Origin of the sequence: Collinsella aerofaciens (genome assembly GCF_039062315.1) — a bacterium.
GTDB lineage: Bacteria > Actinomycetota > Coriobacteriia > Coriobacteriales > Coriobacteriaceae > Collinsella > Collinsella aerofaciens_BG.
In genome coordinates, this window is record NZ_JBCJBG010000008.1 from 67,973 (window position 1) to 86,143 (window position 18,171).

Genomic DNA, 18,171 nt, shown 5'->3' on the forward strand with positions numbered 1-18,171 from the left:
AGGCCACCCCAATCCCCTCGCGCGGGCTTCTTATGAATTGCAGACATGAAACCACCCATCACAGGAGAAAACATGCCCCAAATTAACCTCATGGAACTCGCCGAGCAGTCTTTTGGCACCTCGCTCGAGCAGCTCGACGACCGTCGCATTTACAAGCTACTGGTCAAACTCGTGCAGGAGCGCTCCGCCGCCCGCCCGCTCAACAACGGCAAGAAAAAGCTCTATTACATTTCCGCCGAATTTTTGATCGGCAAGCTGCTCATCAACAACATGATCGACCTCGGCATCTACGACGAGGTTAAGGACCAGCTCACCGCCGCAGGCCACGACCTCAACAAAATCGAGGAATTCGAGGTCGAGCCGTCACTCGGCAACGGCGGCCTGGGCCGCTTGGCCGCATGCTTCCTGGATTCCATCGCCACGCTGGGCTTGACCGGCGATGGCGTGGGCCTCAACTATCACTACGGTCTGTTCCGTCAGCGCTTTGTCGACAACCAGCAGAAGGCCGTCCCCGACGAGTGGCTCGGTGAGCAGGACATCCTAGTCGACGATGACCGCTCCTACACCGTCGAGTTCGGCGATTTTGCCGTTACCTCTAAGCTCGTCAACATCGATGTGCCCGGTTACGGCCAGCCCACCAAGAACCGCCTGCGCCTGTTCGACCTGGCGAGCGTCGACGACGGCCTGGTCCCCGGCAGCTCCATCGACTTCGACAAGACCGAGATCGCCAAGAACCTCACCTTGTTCCTCTACCCCGACGATTCCGACGAGCAGGGCCGCCTACTTCGCATCTATCAGGAGTACTTCATGGTGAGCAACGCCGCCCAGCTCCTGATCGACGAGGCCGTCGAGCGCGGCAGCAACCTGCACGATCTGGCCGATTACGCCGTTGTCCAGATCAACGACACGCACCCCACCATGGTCATCCCCGAGCTCATTCGCTTGCTCACCACCGAGCATGGCATCGAGTTTGACGAGGCCGTGACCATCGTACGCTCCATGGTCGCTTACACTAACCACACGATTCTTGCCGAGGCGCTCGAGAAGTGGCCGCTCGCCAGCCTGCGGAAGGTCTCCCCTGCCATCGCCGACATTATCGTCAAGCTCGATGAGATCGCGAAGGCCGAGCACGATGACCCGCGCGTCGCCATCATCGACGAGCACGATACCGTCCACATGGCCCACATGGACATCCACTTTGGCTTCTCCATCAACGGCGTGGCCGCCCTCCACACCAAGATCCTGGAGGACACCGAGCTTCATCCGTTCTACGAAATCTATCCCGAGAAGTTCTCCAACAAGACCAACGGCATCACCTTCCGCCGCTGGATCCATGGGGCCAACCCCGCGCTCGCCAGCCTGCTCGACGATGTGATCGGCACCGACTGGCGCAGCACCGGCGATCTGAGCAAACTCGCCAAGTTCGCCGACGACAAGGACGTTCTTGAGCGCCTGGCCGCCACCAAGACCGAGGCCAAGGCCATCATGCGCCAGTTCATGGCGCTCGAGCAGGGCGTGACCATTCCCTCCAACGCCATCATCGACGTCCAGGTCAAGCGCATCCACGAGTACAAGCGCCAGCAGATGCTCGCACTCTACATCATCTGGAAGTACCTCGATATCAAGAACGGCAACAGACCTAAGCACCCCGTCACCATCATCTTTGGCGGCAAGGCGGCGCCTGCCTACACTATCGCGCAGGACATCATCCATCTGATCTTGACGCTGTCACAGTGGATTGCAAACGACCCCGACGTGGCTCCCTACCTGCAGGTTGTCATGATCGAGAACTACAACGTCACCGCCGCCGAGCGCGTGATCCCCGCCGCTGACATCTCCGAGCAGATCAGCCTGGCCTCCAAGGAGGCGAGCGGCACCTCCAACATGAAGTTCATGCTCAACGGCGCCCTAACCCTGTGCACGCTCGACGGCGCCAATGTGGAGATTGCCGAGCTCGTGGGCGACGAGAACATCTATACCTTTGGTGCCTCGTCCAAACAGGTCGAGCAGCTCTATGCCGACGGCACCTATGACGCCGGTGTGCTCTACCGCAAGCCCGGTATTAAACTGCTGGTGGACTTCATCACCAACCCGGCTTTTATGGCGACCGGCAACGCCGAGCGCCTGCAGCGCCTGCACGATGACATTAAGGGCAAGGACTGGTTTATGGCCCTGCTCGACATTGAGGAGTACATCCAGACCAAGGAGCGCGTGTTGGCCGACTACGAGGACCAGGACGCCTGGATGCGCAAGACGCTCATCAATATCGCCAACGCCGGCACCTTCTCGTCCGACCGCACCATCTCCCAGTACAACGACGAGATCTGGCACCTGAACTAATTTCGCTTCCCTTACCCATCCTCTTGAGAAACGGAGTCGTGGCAACACGGCTCCGTTTTTTGTGCCCGCACGTTATCCCGTGACCCGACTCGGCCAAACAATCTCGATCTGTAACAACTACTCGGTAAAAACGGCCCCAGCTGTTACAGATTGAGACATACCGGCCCCTTCCCTTGGGTTTATCTCAATCTGTAACATCTAGCAGCTGAAATTCACCTTTGGTGTTACAGATTTAGATGAAATGGTTAGCTCAGCGGAACCGTCTCGATCTGTAACATCTAACGTCCGAAATCGGCCCTACCCGTTACAGATCGAGACAAACGACCGACCAGACAACCCCAACACAAAGAAAGGCTCCCCTCTCGCCCAGTGGACGGGAGGGGAGCCTTATATGTGACCGCGGCAAAAGGATGGCAATACCGCAGTCGCCCAAAGGAAGGGCCTGGTTGCACCGGGCCTAGATAAGGTTCTTGCCAGAGACCTTATCGAAGAGGTGGGTCGCGTTCTTCTCGAACTTGAACCAGATGGGGTCGCCCGCCTTGAGCGCACCCTTGGCCTCGAGGTCGACGACGGGAATGATCAGGACAAACTGGCCGTCGGGAGCGGTCACGTGGACATGCTCGGTCGAGCCCATGAGCTCGGTCACCTCGACGGTGCCCTGGAGCGCACCCTCCTCGCCCTTGTCGGCAAGCAGGATCTGCTCGGGACGCACGCCGGCCGTAATCTCCTTCACGTCGCCGCCGTCCCAGTTGAGGGCAAGCTGAGCGCAGGTCTCGGGGGCGAGCGCCACGTTCATATCCTCGGTCTTGACGGTAAAGCCGTTGCCCGAGCGCACCAGCTGGGCATCGAAGAAGTTCATCTGCGGCACGCCGATGAAGCCGGCGACGAAGATGTTCGCGGGATGGTTGAAGACCTCCTGCGGCGTGGCGATCTGCTGGACAACGCCGTCCTTCATGACCACGATGCGGTCGCCAAGGGTCATGGCCTCGGTCTGGTCGTGAGTAACGTAGATGAAGGTGCCCTTGATCTCGTGACGCAGCTTAATGAGCTCGGCTCGCATCTGGTTACGCAGCTTGGCGTCCAGGTTGGACAGCGGCTCGTCCATCAGGAAGACCTTGGGGTCTCGCACGATGGCGCGACCGATGGCGACACGCTGACGCTGACCGCCGGAGAGCGCCTTAGGCTTGCGGTCGAGGTACTCGGTGATACCCAGAATCTCGGCAGCGGAGCGAACCTTGCGGTCGATCTCGTCTTTGGGGACCTTCTTGAGCTCAAGCGTAAACGCCATGTTCTCGTACACCGTCATGTTGGGGTACAGAGCGTAGCTCTGGAACACCATGGCGATGTCGCGGTCCTTAGGAGCGACGTCGTTGACGCGCTTGCCGTCGATGAGCACGTCGCCCGAGGTAATGTCCTCCAGGCCGGCAACCATGCGCATCGTCGTGGACTTACCGCAGCCAGACGGGCCAACGAGAACGATAAACTCCTGGTCATGCACGGTGAGGTTAAAGTCCTCCACCGCGAGCACACCGTCCTCGGTAACCTTGAGGTTGTGCTTCTTCTCCTCGGTCTTCTTCTTTTTGCCAAAGAAGCCCTTCTTTTTGGACTCGTTGTTGGGATACACCTTCTGAACATGTTTGAGAACGATCTCGGCCATGTCTCTACCTTTCGATATGCGGCGCCACGCTGAGGGGCGCCGCAGAAACTTGCAAAACAGTTACGGCATCAGCCCTTGACGGCACCTGCTACCACGCCGTCGATGATGTACTTCTGACAGAGGATGTACATGATGACGATGGGGATAACGACCATCATGATGCAGGCCATCATGGGGCCGAGCTCGACGTGGCCGTAGCCGCCGCGGAAGTACTGGATCAAGATAGGAATGGTCTTGTACTTGGTGGAGTCGAGCGTAAGGTAGGGCAGCAGGTAGTCGTTCCAGACCCACATGGTCTCGAGGATGCCGACCGAAAGATAGGTGGGCTTCATGATGGGAAGGACGATCTTAAAGAACACCTGGACCGGGTTGCAGCCGTCGATCATGGCCGCCTCCTCGATCTCGAGCGGGATGTTCTTTACAAATCCGGCGAACATAAAGACCGCCAGGCCCGCGCCAAAGCCGAGGTAGATAAAGCAAATGTTGAACGGCGTGTTGAAGCCGATGCGGTCCGCCAAATTGGACAGCGTGAACATGAGCATCTGGAACGGTACGACCATCGAGAACACGAACAGGTAATAGAAGAAGTTCGAGATCTTGTTGTTGACACGAACCACGTACCAAGCGCACATGGAGCAGCACAACAAGATCAGCACGACCGACGTGACCGTGATGATGAGCGAGTACATAAATGCCGAGGCAAAGCCCTGCTCGTTAAGGGCGTGCACGTAGTTTGCAAGGCCGTTGAACGTCTCGGGCGTGAGCAGATCGAACGCCGTGGTGGTGCTGATTGCGGTCGCTTTCTTAAAGGAATTGAGCGCAATCATGAACACGGGGTAGATCCACGCGAGCGAAAGGATCGTAAAGAAGATCGAGAGCGCGCGGTTGATAACCTTATCGCGTTTCATTACTGCTGCACCTCCTTGGACCTCGTGGCCTTAAGCTGGATCATAGAGATGGCGACGACCAGGATGCAGAAGATAACTGCCTTGGCCTGACCGATGCCCTGCCATGCGATGCCGGCACGCGAATAGAACGTGTTGTAGATGTTCAGGGCAAGCATCTCGGTGGAGTGCGCCGGGGCGCCACCGGTAAGGGCGAGGTTCTGATCGAACAGCTTAAATCCGTTGGTGATGGACAGGAACAGGCAGATGGTGATGGTCGGCATCAGATTGGGGATCTTAACCTTCCAGAACGTCTGCCATGCCGTGGCACCGTCGACCTTGGCGGCCTCGATGTAGTCGGACGGAATGGACTGCAGACCAGCGATGTAGATGATCATCATGTAGCCGACCTGCTGCCACAGGGTCAGGATGATAAGGCCCCAGAAGCCAGCAGCAGAGTTAAGCGCGATGAGCTGGGCGCCCACGTTAGAGAGCAGGCAGTTGATCAGAATCTGCCAAATGTAACCCAGCACGATGCCGCCGATCAGGTTAGGCATAAAGAAGATCGTGCGGAAGATGTTGGTGCCTTTGAGCGCCTTGCGGGTGAGCGCCTGTGCAATGGCGAGGGCAATCACGTTGATGAGCACCGTCGACAGGAAGGCAAACGCCACCGTAAAGAAGAACGACGTAGCAAACTGCGGATCGGACAGCGCGCGCACGTAGTTCTCGATACCGACAAAGTGCGCGTTGTTAATGGTAATAAACTGGCAGAACGAGAGATAGAAGCCCTGGATAAAGGGAATCACGAACCCGATCATAAACGCCAGGCACGTGGGCAGCATAAAGAGCGGCCACCAGCGCTTGAGTGCTTTGCCCATAGAAGGGTCCTTTCAATATGCAGGGGGCGGGCAAACCAACGTCTGCCCGCCCCCTGTCGCTAATCAGATAGCTTGGGCAGCAACTGCTTACTCGGAAGCAGCCTTCTCGGTCTTCCAGCCATCGACGAAGGCGTTCTTGACGCCGTCCCACTTGCTGTTGTCGGCAGCATAGGCAATCAGAGCCTGCTTGAGGTTCTTCTTCCACTCCTCAGAGGGGATGTAAACGAAGTCCCAAGCGACGGTCTTCTTGCCGTCCTTGGCCATGGCAACGGCCTGCTGCGAGAAGACGTTGGTGGTTTCCTTGGCGCTCTTGAACGGGGCGGTCAGACCCATCTTGTCAGCGATGATGCTGGTGGCGGTATCAGAAGTGACGCACCAATACATGAAGTCCTCGGTGGCCTTCTGGGCATCCTCGGAAGCCTGGGAGCTGACGCACCAGTAGTTCTCGCCGCCGGAGCACAGGCCCTGGTTCTCCTCGCCGTCAACGCCGATGTAGATCGGCAGCATGCCGAGCTGGTCGTCGGTCATACCGGCCTTGGTGAGGTCAGCGTAAGCCCAAGAGCCGTTCTGATAGAAGACGGCCTTGCCGGTTGCGAACTCGTTGGTGGCGTCGTCGCCGGTCTTGGAAGCAAGCTGCGAAGGATCGCAAGTGGAGTCGGTGATGTACAGGTCGAAGATCTGCTTGAAGTTGTCGAGATACTCGCCCTTGATCTCGTCGTCCTCCTGGTTGTGCTCCTTCTCGAACTCGTAGTAGAGCGGGAGGTTGGCGAGGTGGGTGGTATAGCGCCAGCTGGAAGAGTCATCCATGCCGGCAGAAGTGAAGGCACCCTCAACACCAAGCTCGTCCTTGCGGGCCTGGATGTCGTCGGCACAAGCCTTCAGCTTGTCGAAGGAGTTGATGTCCTCGGCCTTGTAGCCAGCCTTCTCGAGCAGCTGCTTGTTGTAGATGATGCCGTAGCTCTCCTGGACCCAGTCGATACCCAGATCCTTGCCATCGGACTGCAGAGCCAGGGAGTCGTCAATGAGCTCACCGCGGAGCTTGGTATCGGACAGATCGGCGCAGTAATCCTTCCAGTTCTTAAGACCAGTGGGGCCGTTGACCTGGAACAGGGTCGGAGCGGAGCTCTTGGACATCTCGGACTTGAGCTTCTCCTCGTAGGTGTTGGAGGCGGCGGTCACGATCTTGACCTCGACGCCCTTCTCCTTCTTGTACGCCTTGGCGATCTCCTTCCACTCCTTGTCGACCTCGGGCTTGAATTGGAGGAAGTAGACCTCGGCAGCGTCACCAGAAGCAGAGGAGCCGGAGCCGGCAGAACCGCCGCAGCCCACGAGACCCAGACCAAGAACCGCAGCCGCGGAACCAGCAAAGCCCAGGAACTGCCTTCTGCTCATTTCGTTCTTCATTACAATCCACCCTTTCACACCGTGGCGGCACCCTTTGCCGCCGCCTTCGGAGATTGGCTCGGGGACTTTGCCCCTTTTGCTGATTCGTACGATACGCTATTTGGCTAGTTGTTTGAACAAGTATTACTAGAGCGGTAGAAAAACTTCGGTGAACGGTAATTTCAACTTGATACTTGACAAGTTTTGTATAAACAATTATTTGTTATCGAATGCAGAGAAAACGCCCGGTCAAGCCGATGCATCGTCGGTTTGACCGGGCGTTTTCTCTTTGAGGGCATGAGTCTCGTCAGGCTGCGAGCTAGCCGGCTATCGCTTGGAGTTGACGCGGTAGTGGAAGATCTCGGGATGCGTGCGGGCATGCGTGACCTCGAACAAGATGCCGTCCGAGGTGTACGACTGGCTCTCCATGACGGCAACGCAGTTGTATTTGCCGAGGTCAAGATAGCTGCAGTCCTCATCGTTGGCAAGCTCGACGCTCACCGTACGGCGACTCGCCATCACTTTGACGCCGCGTTTGTGCTCCAGATAGTCGTAAATTGACTTTGCGGCGATCTCGGGCGTCAGGCCTTTGGCGATCGACTCCAGACAATAGCCGTGGTCCACCTGGCGGGCGCTACCGTTAAGGCTACGGACGCGCACCACGCGAATCAACTCCTCGCCCACCTTAAAGCCCAGGTGACGAGAGAGTTGCTCGGTGCAGACCAGATGTTCAAAAGACTTAACGTCCGTCGATGCAACGGCATTGTTGCGCTTTGCAAACTCGCCAAACGACTCAACCTCTTCGAGCGCGCCCAACATGTCGGTTTCGCCCTTAAGCCAAATAACGCGCACGCCCTTGCCGTGTATGGGCTGCACAAACATCCCGTCGGCCAGCATACCCAAGGCGCGACGGACGGTATTGCGAGTGCATCCGAACTCCGCGGTCAGCTCGGCTTCGGTTGGCAGCATCTCCTGAAACGCATAGGTCCCATTAATGATGCGCGAGCGTATTTCTCGGTAGATTCCTTCGTATATCGCTTTTGGCATTGTTTCACCTCTACATTGTTCATTTCCGGCTAGGCACGATAGCATTTCTTAAAGTTGTTTAAACCGAATATCGGTAAAGCGACAGGATTTAACCGTTGACGGTTTCTGTCATGCCCAAATCGGTTTCGCTCAAAACTGCCGGTACGACAATCGTCTGGTCCTCTACAATGAATCCATTGTTTAAACGTTTCCCCACGCGCAACGCGCCTCGATATTCGGGAGGCAGAACATGCTGCAAAAAATCCAACGCTTTGGCGGGGCAATGTTCGCGCCCGCCATGCTGTTTTCTATATCAGGCCTCATGGTCGGCGTCTCCGCTCTCGCAACGACTGCGGACATCGTCGGCGATCTCGCCGTATACGGAACCCCTTGGTACGTTTTTTGGACCATCATCCAGCGCGGCTCGTGGACGGTCTTTAAGCGCCTTCCGCTCCTTTTTGCTGTAGCGCTGCCCATCGGCCTTGCCCAAAAGCAACCGGCACGTTGCTGCCTCGAGGCACTCGTGGCCTATTTTGCCTATTGCTTCTTTTTGAGCGAAATCATTAAGCTGAGCGGAGACAATCTTGGACTTAAGTACCCGTCGTCTTTGACCTCCGCTAGCGGCATCACCATCATCGACGGCATCAAGACGCTCGACACCGGCATTATCGGCCCGCTGGCGGTATCGGCAACCGTCGTCGCCATCCATGACCGCTTCTACGATGCCAAGGTTCCCGATTGGCTCGGCACCTTCTCGGGCTCCTCGCTGGTCTACCTCATCAGCTTTTTTGCCGTGTTTGCCCTTGCCGCTATCTCGGCCGCCATCGTGCCCTACGTATACGATGTAACTGATACGCTGCGTCACGCGCTTGCAGGCGTCGGTCCCTTTGGCGTGGGCATCTTTGTCTTTTTAGAACGAGCACTCGAGCCCTTTGGCCTGCACCACCTGCTCTACATGCCGATCTACTACGACAACCTGGTCATTAACGACGGCATCTACGCCACGTGGAGCAGTTTGCTCCCCATCCTCTCCCATAGCACGCGCCCCCTTAATGAACTTGCGCCGTGGGCCGGTTTTACCGCCACCGGCTGGGTCAAGCTCTTTGGCCTTCCCGCCATCGCGGCAGCATTCTACTCCACCGCAAAACCCGAGCGCCGCGCCGGCCTCAGGGTCATCCTTGTTCCCGCCATCATCGCCTCGGTGGTTTGCGGCGTTACCGAGCCACTCGAGTTTCTCTTTATGTTCACCCACCCCGGGCTCTTTTTGCTCTACGCCGTCTTATCGTCTTGCCTTGCCACAACCATGAATCTCTTTGGCATCGTCGGCATCTTCTCGGGCGGCCTGATGGAGATGGCAGCCTTCAACTTTATTCCGCTCATGCGCACGCATGCCGGTGCCTATCTTTTGGCGCTCGGTATCGGCCTTGCCTTCAGCCTCATCTTTTTTGTTAGTTTTCGGGCACTCATCTTGGTCTATGACCTTAAGACGCCGGGCCGCGAGGATCATGTCGCCAATAGCGCGGCAATCGATCGTTTAACGGAAAGCGGCTTTGCCAAAGAGCAATCTCCCAATGACGAGGTCAATAGTCGATCCGATCAAGATCACGTCCTCGCTGAGCGGGTAATTCAGCTTTTAGGTGGCGTTGGCAATATTGTGGGCGCAACCAACTGCGCCACGCGCCTGCGCGTCGAGGTCGCAGACCCTTCCATCGTTGCAGATAACGCGTCGTTTGTCGCGGTGGGCGCCAAGGGCCTCATCATTACGGGCAAGACCGCCCAGGTGATCATCGGCATCTCCGTTCCCCGCGTTAAAGAGCATTTTGACCAGATCATGGGCCTCGAGCCGGGATTTGTGCCCACTACCTCGGCCTCCCCTGCCGCCAGCGCAGCCCATAAGCGCGGCGATATCTGCTTCTTCGATATCGACGGAACGCTCGCCTGGCAAGACCCCAGGCTCGCCCAAGACCTTCCCGAAGACGAGCGGGACCTCTCCCCCTATCCCAACGAGGCGGTTTCGCAGGCAATCCGCGAGTTTGTCGCCAACGGCAACATGGCCTTTATCTGCACGGGACGCACCCTCAGCTGCATCCACCCCAAACTTCTTGAGCTGCCCTGGACCGGCATCGTCTGTCTTGCGGGCGGTTACGCCGAGATCAACGGACACGCAATTCGCGATCTGTCGATGACGCCCAGTATGCTGCAGCGTCTTGTCCCCTACCTTGAGCAATCGGGCGAGGTCATCCGCTTTGAGGGCCTCAACGGCGTCGTGCGCATGAGTGCCGATGCCCCCGATGCTCCCGGATACGCGCGCACCCTGGGCGACGCAGTCACGCAGCTACAACATTACAGTGTCTACAAGATCTTGATGTCTACATCGCTCGCCAACCACATCGCTCAAGATAAGGCACTTGAGCCGCTGCTGTGCTTTAACGAGCTCGAACTCGAGGTAACCGAAATCTCGCCCCGCGAATGCACGAAGCGCGGGGGCATCCAGTCTGTACTCGACGCCCTCGATCCCCACCACGGAACCGTGTACGGCATCGGCGACGCCAGCAATGACGTCTCGCTGATGAACGCCGTCGATGTCGGTATCGCCATGGGCAATGCGCCGGACTATCTCAAAAAGCGCGCCGACTACATCACCGACTCGGTCGACAAAGATGGCGTCGTCAAGGCGCTCGAGCACTTTAGGCTTATATAAGCAGCCGGCACGCGCACGCGTCCCGTTTCCCCAAATCGCCAAAACAGACGCGCCGGCAACTCCAATGTGGCAATATGGTATCTGCACACCGCAACGATGCAACCTCAGAAAGAATGCGAGAACCCGTGTCCAGTCCGTTTACCAGCTTTTTAGCCCAGCACTTTGACCAGATTAACGACTATCTGGCCACGTTCTTTGACGGACAGGCGACCTCTGCCGATATCGAGCGCTACCTGTATGCGCCGCTCTCGGCTTTTACGGCCAACGCCGGCAAGCGCCACCGCCCGCTTATCTGTATGCTCGCCGCAACCGCAGTGGGCGGCAGCTTTGAGAGCGCCCGCAGCGCCGCGGCAGCCATCGAGCATTTCCAGTCGGGCGCGCTGATCCACGACGACATCGCCGACAACGGACAGCTTCGTCGAGGCAAGCCCTGCATGCACCTTACCGAGGGCACGGGGCTTGCCATCAATTGTGGCGACCTGGCGCTCACCATGGTCACCAAGACGGTTCTCGACGACCCTACGCTTGAGTCCGACGTGAAGCTGCGCGTGCTCCACGAGCTTACCGAGATGATCGTCCGCACCATCGAGGGTCAAGCACTCGACCTGGGTTGGGTCCGTGACGGGCGCTTTGATATCTCGGTTGATGACTACCTGGACATGGCGACGCACAAGACCGCGTTTTACAGCGGAGCCACGCCGCTTGCCGCCGGAGCCATTATCGGCGGCGGCAGCGATAAGCAAATCGAAGCGCTGCGCGCCTTTGGCCTGCACACGGGCCTTGCCTTTCAGATTCAGGACGACCTGCTCAACCTTGTCGGCACTAAGGAAGCCGCCAACAAGGACTTCCGCACCGACATCACCGAGGGCAAGCGCACGCTTGTCGCCGTACATGCCCTCTCTGATGAGCGCTACCACTACGAGGTCGAGGCGATTCTTTCCTCGGGCACCGATGATCCCGCGCAGCTCGCACGCGCCGTGGAGATCTTCCAGGAGACCGGCTCCATCGATTACGCCCACACTTACGCGCTCGACCTGACCGCTAAGGCCAAAGCGGCCATCGAGAACGTTGAGCTTGATCCGCACGCACGCGAGCTGTTCCTCTCCATGGCAGATTTCTTTGTGGAGCGCCTTAACTAACGGGGGTTATAAAACCTGTCAGCAGCGTATTTAGGCACAACTTGCTACACTGTTGAGTGCATGTTTATGCATCCCTTTGCGTTGTCTATCCGACAGACGCTCAAATAGTACGAATGGTACGCCGAAAGGGGTTCGTTCATGGAACCTATTACAACGGGCATGCAAGGAGCAGCCGTCGAGGACGTGCAGTCTCGTCTCCTGCAGCTCGGCTACACGATTGATGCCGCCGAAGTCACCGACAAGTACTTTGGAGCCACCACTGAGCAGGCCGTCAGCACCTTCAGGCTCGACAGCGGCCTTGCTGCCGGTCATGCCGTCGATATTCCCTGCTGGAGCGCCCTTGTAGACGCTTCGTATAAGCTGGGCGACCGCACTCTCTATCTGCGCATGCCCAATTTCCATGGCGCCGATGTGCAGGCCCTGCAGCGCGCTCTCAACGTTTTGGGCTTTGCCTGTGGCGAAGACGACGGCTACTTTGGTCCGCATACCGAGGCCGCCCTGCAGCAGTTCCAGGAAAATGTCGGCCTGTTTGCCGACGGCATGGCCTTCCAGGACACCTACGCCTACATCAACCGCCTGCACCATGTGTGGGAGGGCAAGCCCTCGGTCACCGAAGCCGAGTCCCGCATCGGTTTTGCTCGCGCCGCCAACGTGCTCGAGCGCTTCCAGATTGCCGTTATCGGCGAGGACCCCATCGCACGCAGTGTTGCGTCGCGCATGTGGAATATCGCCACGGCAACGACCGACAACAGCGGCATGATGCTCTGCGACTCCGAGGTCCCAACCGACGTTGACCTGGTGCTCGAAATCGCAAGCGACGAGCTGCCCGCCGACGCCGCACCGCGCGCCACGATTGCCCTCGCCGAGTGCCACAACCTGGCCCAGCGCATCCGCACCGCCAATGTCGCCGCGCAGCAGAAGCCGGCTCGCATTCGCATTGAGCTCACGGGCATGACGCGCTACAACGGCACCTTCACGGCCAGCGACGCGCAGACACTCGCCGTACGCCTGCTCGATGGCGTTTGCGATGCCCTCGCAGATTAGGTAAACTAGACGAGTTGCTTTTGGCAACACCCATACTGGGACGTAGTTCAACGGTAGAACTCCGGTTTTTGGTGCCGGCTGTTGGGGGTTCGAATCCCTCCGTCCCAGCCAAGGTAACTGAGCGCCCCAGGCTTTCATCAGCCCGGGGCGCTTTCTTGTGGGCACGCGGAGGGATTCGAACCCGCAAGGCAACACAACTTCTCGTCCAGCACGGGAAAATCTACCTCCAAAAGACAGGCACCCCAGGCCCTTAACGACCAAGAGCGCCTTACATCTAGAAAATATCAGCTCAGTTCCGAAAAGCGAGCCGCTTGCGACAACCAAGTGCCGCGTGGCCCCGGCGGGCCGGGCATTAAGTTTGTCGCGAGTTCCGCACGCAAAGAAGGCCACTTAATGTGGCCTTCGTCTTGCGCAGGACTGTAGAGCAGCAAACTTAATGCCCGGCCCGCCGGGGCCACGCGTCCCTAATTGTTCAGCATGCGGTCGAAGCTTCCCGAGTCGCCATCCCGATAGTCTGCGGTCATCAGGATCTCCTGCGGAATGCGCCCGCCTTCACGTAGCACGTTGCGGAACTGCACGCGCGTAACCATGGGCAGATCCTTGATCGTCGCTGCCAGGTTCTGCGGCACGCCCTGGTTGGCAGCCGCGGGCTCGCACTCGCCGCCAGCCTTCACGCGACGCTTATGCTCGGCGAGCATGGCGCGGTACATGCCGGCATGCAGGCGAATCTCAACCACATTGGCATTGCGAGCCTGCTCGACAATGCGCGCGCCCTCGCGATCGATATCGCCCACGTAGTAGACGTAGTTAAAGCGATAGCCAATCTCGGCCAGATAATCGTCCAGGGCATGCGAGACGCTCGCCTTGCATCCGCCGCCAAAAATCACGCCGCCCACCTTGATGCCAAAGAGCTTGGCGTGCTTGCGGCCACGCAGCAGCTTGACGATCTCGTCGTAGGTGTCCAGGTTCTCGACCATAATGAACGGCTTGTCGGCTCCCAGCGTAAAGAAGCCCGTAAAGTGCACGGGGCGATTGGGGGCGACCTTGATCGCCTGCATGCTGATGCCCTTTTCGGTCATACGCCTGATCAAGCGCTCACCGTGCTTGCCGTCAAAAGCCTTCTCGTCGTTAAAGATCTGGTAGGCACGCTGGCGGCGCGAGGCAACCGGCGTATCGGCACCTCGGTTCTGCTCGATCCAAGCCTGGATGATTGCGATTTCCTCGGCAATCTTGCGGTTGGACATCTCGTTGTGCTGAGTGCGCTGCGGAGCCTTTTTGCCGTCCTTGCCCTCGACCTTTACGATCTGTGTCTGCTGCTCTTTGATCTTAGAGAGCGCCATAGGCGTAGGGACAACTTTGAGCAGCTGCCTGCCTAAAACGCGGGCAAGAGCAAACGCCGAGACCTCGCCGTGGGCGGCCGACTCGGGCTGCCGGGCAGCAGTATCTGCTGCGGCAGACTCCGGCTTCTTCTGAGACTTGCGCTTAGAATCGCCTTGGGAATTGCGCTCGCGCTTCGGCATAGGCGCCTGCTTCTGCGGACGATCGGACTTGCTCTCCTTCGCCGGCTGGCGCTTAGGCTGCCCCGAAGAAACCTCGACCTTCGCATCCTCGTCCTGCGGCGTGATCTTCTCGGCTGCAGTCTCGGCATGGGAACTGCGGCCCCCACGATGGCGACGGCGGCGAGGCTTGCTCGACGCGCCCTGCTCCGCCTGCTCATCAGTAGGCTGCTGGCCATGAGTCTCCGTATCGGACGTAACCTGCTCATCAACAGGCTTCTGTTCACGAACTTCCGACTCGGCAGGCTTCACGGCCTTCTCGGCCCTCACCTCCGGAACCTGATTAACCTTCTCCTGACGCTTTACGGGGTACGCGCGACCTGCAAAGCCGCGACCGGGACGACACGAGTCTGAGGCCTTCTTGGCCGGCTTCTCGGAATCGTCCGCAACCTCGGCAGTCTCTTCGGCCTCGCGCATAACATCCTGCTGTTCGGCCCTAAAATGCGCACCGCGGCGACGCTTGGGCTCCTGGATCTTAGCATGCTCTTGAGTGCGAGTCGGCTCCTGCATCCCGACGGACTTTTCCTCGACGGCCTCGGCATCCGTCTCACCCTTTTGAGCAACGGCGCGACGGAAGCGCTCCTGCTGGGCGCGGCGCTGCGCATCGCGCTTGCCACCCCCACCAAAACCGCCGCGTCCTGCCTTGGCCGTAAAGGCACGCACGACGTTCTCATCGAGCAACTCATCGGTATCGACATGCTCGCGCGGAGCAACCTCTTCCACAGCAGGCACGTCAGCAGAATCCTCGACGACAAAGTCTTCGACGGACTCGGTAGGTTGTTCCTGGACATCGCTGATCTCGGCATTGATGGCATAGAACGCCGGGCGCCCGTTAATGCCGCTACCCTCGATCTTTGTCACGATATTTGCCGCGATAAGCTCATCGCGCATCGCCTTGGTGTCACATTCCTTATCGACGGAGCGGAAAATCTGCGCCAGCGCACTCGACTTAATCTTGAGCGCCTTGCGGCAAAGCAGGTCGTAGGCAACCAGCTTGGCACGCTCGGCAGAAAGCGACGTCTGGCTGCTCAGACGCTCAGCCAGGGCATCGACATTATTTTGGTTATCGGAATATACCGTCTTGGCCACGGGGCCCCTTTCATATGTACACATATACGTCTATATGGTACAACGCGCGAGCCTATCCACGCAAAACATCTGCGAGGACGCCCCTGCATCACCCGTTCTCGCAAGAAAAAAGACCGAGTCCGCGTCGTTGCGGACCCGGTCTTTCCGAGTCATATAGATGTGACGCTCAACTCGTCAGGTCGATTAGGCCTTGGCAGCCTCGGCGTCGGCGGGAGCCTCGGCAGCAGCAGTGCGGCCATACTCGGCCTTGCCCATCTCGGACCACTCGGGCTCCTCGTCGGGCATGGAACCAGCCTCCTTGCCGAAGAACTCCTTGAGGCAGTTAACGGCAACGATGAGGCCCAGGACCATCAGCAGGACGGCGAAGACAAGCTGCAGGCCCTTGGTGGCGGCGACGGAGACGGCGGCCGTGGTGGCGGTAGCCGGGATGGTGCCGAAGAAGCCGTAAGCCTGGACAGCAGCCATGCAGCCCATGGCGCTCTGGACCAGCGAGGTGAAGGTGCAGCAGAGCAGGAAGGCGACGGGCACATAGAGCATCCAGCCCTTGCGGCCGGTGCACTTGCAGAACACGGCGAGGGTGATCATGGTCATGCCGCCGAGCAGCTGGTTGGAAGCACCAAAGAGCGGCCAGATGTTGGCATAGCCACCAAAAGCGAGGGCGAGACCGGGAAGCAGGGTAACGACCGTGGCGAACCAGGGGTTGCCGAGGACCTTCATGTAGCCGGCCTTGGACTCGATGGCCAGGGCATCGTTGGTCTGGGCAAAGAACTCGGAGAACGAAGTGCGGGCGATGCGGGCGACGGCGTCGAGCGAGGTCAGGGCCAGAGCGGAGACGTTCATGGTCATAAAGACGGTAGCGAGCGTGCCGTCAACACCGAAGGCCTGCATACCGCGGGAGATGCCAGCGGCGAAGATCTGGAACGGGGTGGAAGCGACACCGGCGTTGAGGGCGCCGGTACCGGCGGTGTTCATGTCGGAGAACATGATGCCGGCGACGATGATGGCAAGGATGCCGACGAAGGACTCGACGATCATGGCGCCGTAACCGACCTTGACGGCGTCCTGCTCCTTCTCGACCTGCTTAGAAGAGGTGCCGGAAGAAACGAGGCTGTGGAAACCGGAGAGAGCACCGCAAGCGACGGAGACGAACAGGACCGGGAACATCATGCCGGAGGCAGTGGAGAAGCCGGTGAAGACCGGAGCGGTGATAGTGGCCTGACCGTTGACGCCCAGGACGACGATGCCGAGGACAGCGCAGACGATCATGACGATCATCATGATGGAAGTGAGGTAGTCACGCGGGGTCTTGAGCATCTGGATGGGCATAGCGCCAGCGAAGACCAGGTAGACCATGACGACGGCGAACCACTGGAACTTATCCAGGTAGACCGGGAACTGCATACCGACGGCGAACATGAGAACCATGAGGACAACGCCGGTGACGAACTCGGCAGCGCCGGTGAGGTTGAACTTCTTCTGGGCCCAACCAAAGGCGATAGCGACGAAGGTGAACAGGATGGAGATGGTACCAGCGCAGCCGGCGGCATAGGACTTGGTGAAGTCGATGGCACCGGTAGCAGCACCAGAAGCGTCAACGGCCGGGGTGAACATGAACGTCTTGCAGACCATGTCGGTGAAGGCGGCGATGACGATGATGCAGAACAGCCAGCAGAACAGCAGGAACAGGCGACGGCCGGTCTTGCCGATGTACTTCTCGATGAGCTGAGCGAGCGACTTGCCGTTGTTCTTCATCGAAGCGTACAGGGCACCAAAGTCGTGGACGGCGCCAAAGAAGATGCCGCCGACGAGGACCCAGAGCACGACGGGCAGCCAGCCAAAGGCCATGGCGACGATCGTACCCGTAACAGGGCCAGCACCGCAGATTGAGCTGAACTGGTGCGAGAACGCGGTGAAGGCGGAGACGGGCGAGAAGCTCTTGCCGTCCTTCATGCGCTTGGCCGGCGTGAGGGCCTCTTTGTCAACGCCCCATTTGTTGGCCAGCCATCGGCCATAGCCCAGATAGCCGCAGGCGAGCACCGCCGCGGCCACAACCATGAGCAAAACTCCGTTCATTACATTTCCTCCTCTAAAATGAACTTCCTAGACATAAAAAATGAGGGCCGTCGGTTGCGCTCGACGGCCCTCATCTTTATCAGCCGCCCGTTATCGTACGGGCTAGCTGTATGTGCTAACCCGCATCAGATAATTACTACGCTGATAATGTTTAGCTGATGCGTGAACATGTCTAAGAAATCCTCTTCAATCATGATGCGAACAATCCGTGCGTGTTCACATCCCCCAGTGGTTGAAAAGGAGTATGAAACTTTAGTTGCCTAAAGTCAACGCAAATTTGTAATGAATTTTCAACTTTTTTGGATTTCTCGGTATAAAACGCCACTGACCTCGGACTTTACCCCACGACAGTTTTTGCATGAGAGATGCCCCTCGGGAGCGGGCGGGCGTATACAAGGTTT

11 protein-coding genes and 1 tRNA gene are annotated in these 18,171 nt (G+C 58.5%); 5 read left to right on the forward strand and 7 right to left on the reverse strand.

The window, feature by feature from the left end; translation table 11 throughout:
- Window positions 1–72 precede the first annotated feature (72 nt).
- Complete coding sequence (gene glgP / locus ABCP74_RS05945) at window positions 73–2,340, forward strand: glycogen/starch/alpha-glucan family phosphorylase (protein ID WP_343001194.1); 2,268 nt, start codon at window positions 73–75, stop codon at window positions 2,338–2,340.
- A 457-nt stretch (window positions 2,341–2,797) separates the two neighbouring features.
- Here the strand turns inward: glgP and ABCP74_RS05950 are convergent, their stop codons facing one another.
- From ABCP74_RS05950 to ABCP74_RS05970, 5 genes are all read right to left on the reverse strand, one after another.
- Window positions 2,798–3,997: an ABC transporter ATP-binding protein gene (locus ABCP74_RS05950; RefSeq protein ID WP_117640835.1), complete on the reverse strand. Its 1,200-nt coding sequence runs from the start codon at window positions 3,995–3,997 to the stop codon at window positions 2,798–2,800.
- Between the two features lie 68 nt (window positions 3,998–4,065).
- On the reverse strand, window positions 4,066–4,905 hold the full coding sequence (locus ABCP74_RS05955; protein ID WP_343001195.1) for a carbohydrate ABC transporter permease: 840 nt from the start codon (window positions 4,903–4,905) through the stop codon (window positions 4,066–4,068).
- Window positions 4,905–5,759 carry a carbohydrate ABC transporter permease gene (locus tag ABCP74_RS05960; RefSeq protein WP_117759387.1) on the reverse strand — a complete coding sequence of 285 codons (855 nt, stop codon included), beginning with the start codon at window positions 5,757–5,759 and terminating at the stop codon, window positions 4,905–4,907. Before ABCP74_RS05960 ends, ABCP74_RS05955 begins: the two co-directional genes overlap by 1 nt.
- Before the next feature lie 87 nt (window positions 5,760–5,846).
- A complete protein-coding gene (locus ABCP74_RS05965; RefSeq protein WP_343001196.1) occupies window positions 5,847–7,163 on the reverse strand; it encodes an ABC transporter substrate-binding protein in 1,317 nt (438 codons plus the stop codon).
- Between the two features lie 306 nt (window positions 7,164–7,469).
- The gene (locus ABCP74_RS05970) at window positions 7,470–8,234 is read right to left on the reverse strand and encodes a GntR family transcriptional regulator (RefSeq protein ID WP_343001197.1); all 765 of its coding nucleotides are present in this window, start codon (window positions 8,232–8,234) and stop codon (window positions 7,470–7,472) included.
- Between the two features lie 184 nt (window positions 8,235–8,418).
- Here ABCP74_RS05970 and ABCP74_RS05975 point away from each other — a divergent pair, with 184 nt between their 5' ends.
- The 4 genes from ABCP74_RS05975 (at window position 8,419) to ABCP74_RS05990 (ending at window position 13,163) form a co-directional block, all read left to right on the forward strand.
- Complete coding sequence (locus ABCP74_RS05975) at window positions 8,419–10,869, forward strand: PTS transporter subunit EIIC (protein ID WP_343001198.1); 2,451 nt, start codon at window positions 8,419–8,421, stop codon at window positions 10,867–10,869.
- 125 nt (window positions 10,870–10,994) lie between these two features.
- Window positions 10,995–12,008, forward strand: a complete 1,014-nt coding sequence (locus ABCP74_RS05980; RefSeq protein ID WP_343001199.1) for a polyprenyl synthetase family protein — start codon at window positions 10,995–10,997, stop codon at window positions 12,006–12,008.
- Between the two features lie 138 nt (window positions 12,009–12,146).
- On the forward strand, window positions 12,147–13,052 hold the full coding sequence (locus ABCP74_RS05985) for a peptidoglycan-binding domain-containing protein (protein WP_022094145.1): 906 nt from the start codon (window positions 12,147–12,149) through the stop codon (window positions 13,050–13,052).
- A gap of 36 nt (window positions 13,053–13,088) precedes the next feature.
- A tRNA-Gln gene (locus tag ABCP74_RS05990) sits at window positions 13,089–13,163 on the forward strand.
- A 353-nt stretch (window positions 13,164–13,516) separates the two neighbouring features.
- Here the strand turns inward: ABCP74_RS05990 and ABCP74_RS05995 are convergent.
- Both ABCP74_RS05995 and ABCP74_RS06000 read right to left on the reverse strand, forming a co-directional pair.
- Window positions 13,517–15,697: a hypothetical protein gene (locus ABCP74_RS05995; RefSeq protein WP_343001200.1), complete on the reverse strand. Its 2,181-nt coding sequence runs from the start codon at window positions 15,695–15,697 to the stop codon at window positions 13,517–13,519.
- A gap of 183 nt (window positions 15,698–15,880) precedes the next feature.
- Entirely contained in the window at window positions 15,881–17,770 is a 1,890-nt protein-coding gene (locus ABCP74_RS06000; protein WP_343001201.1) for a carbon starvation CstA family protein, read from the reverse strand.
- Window positions 17,771–18,171 lie beyond the last annotated feature (401 nt).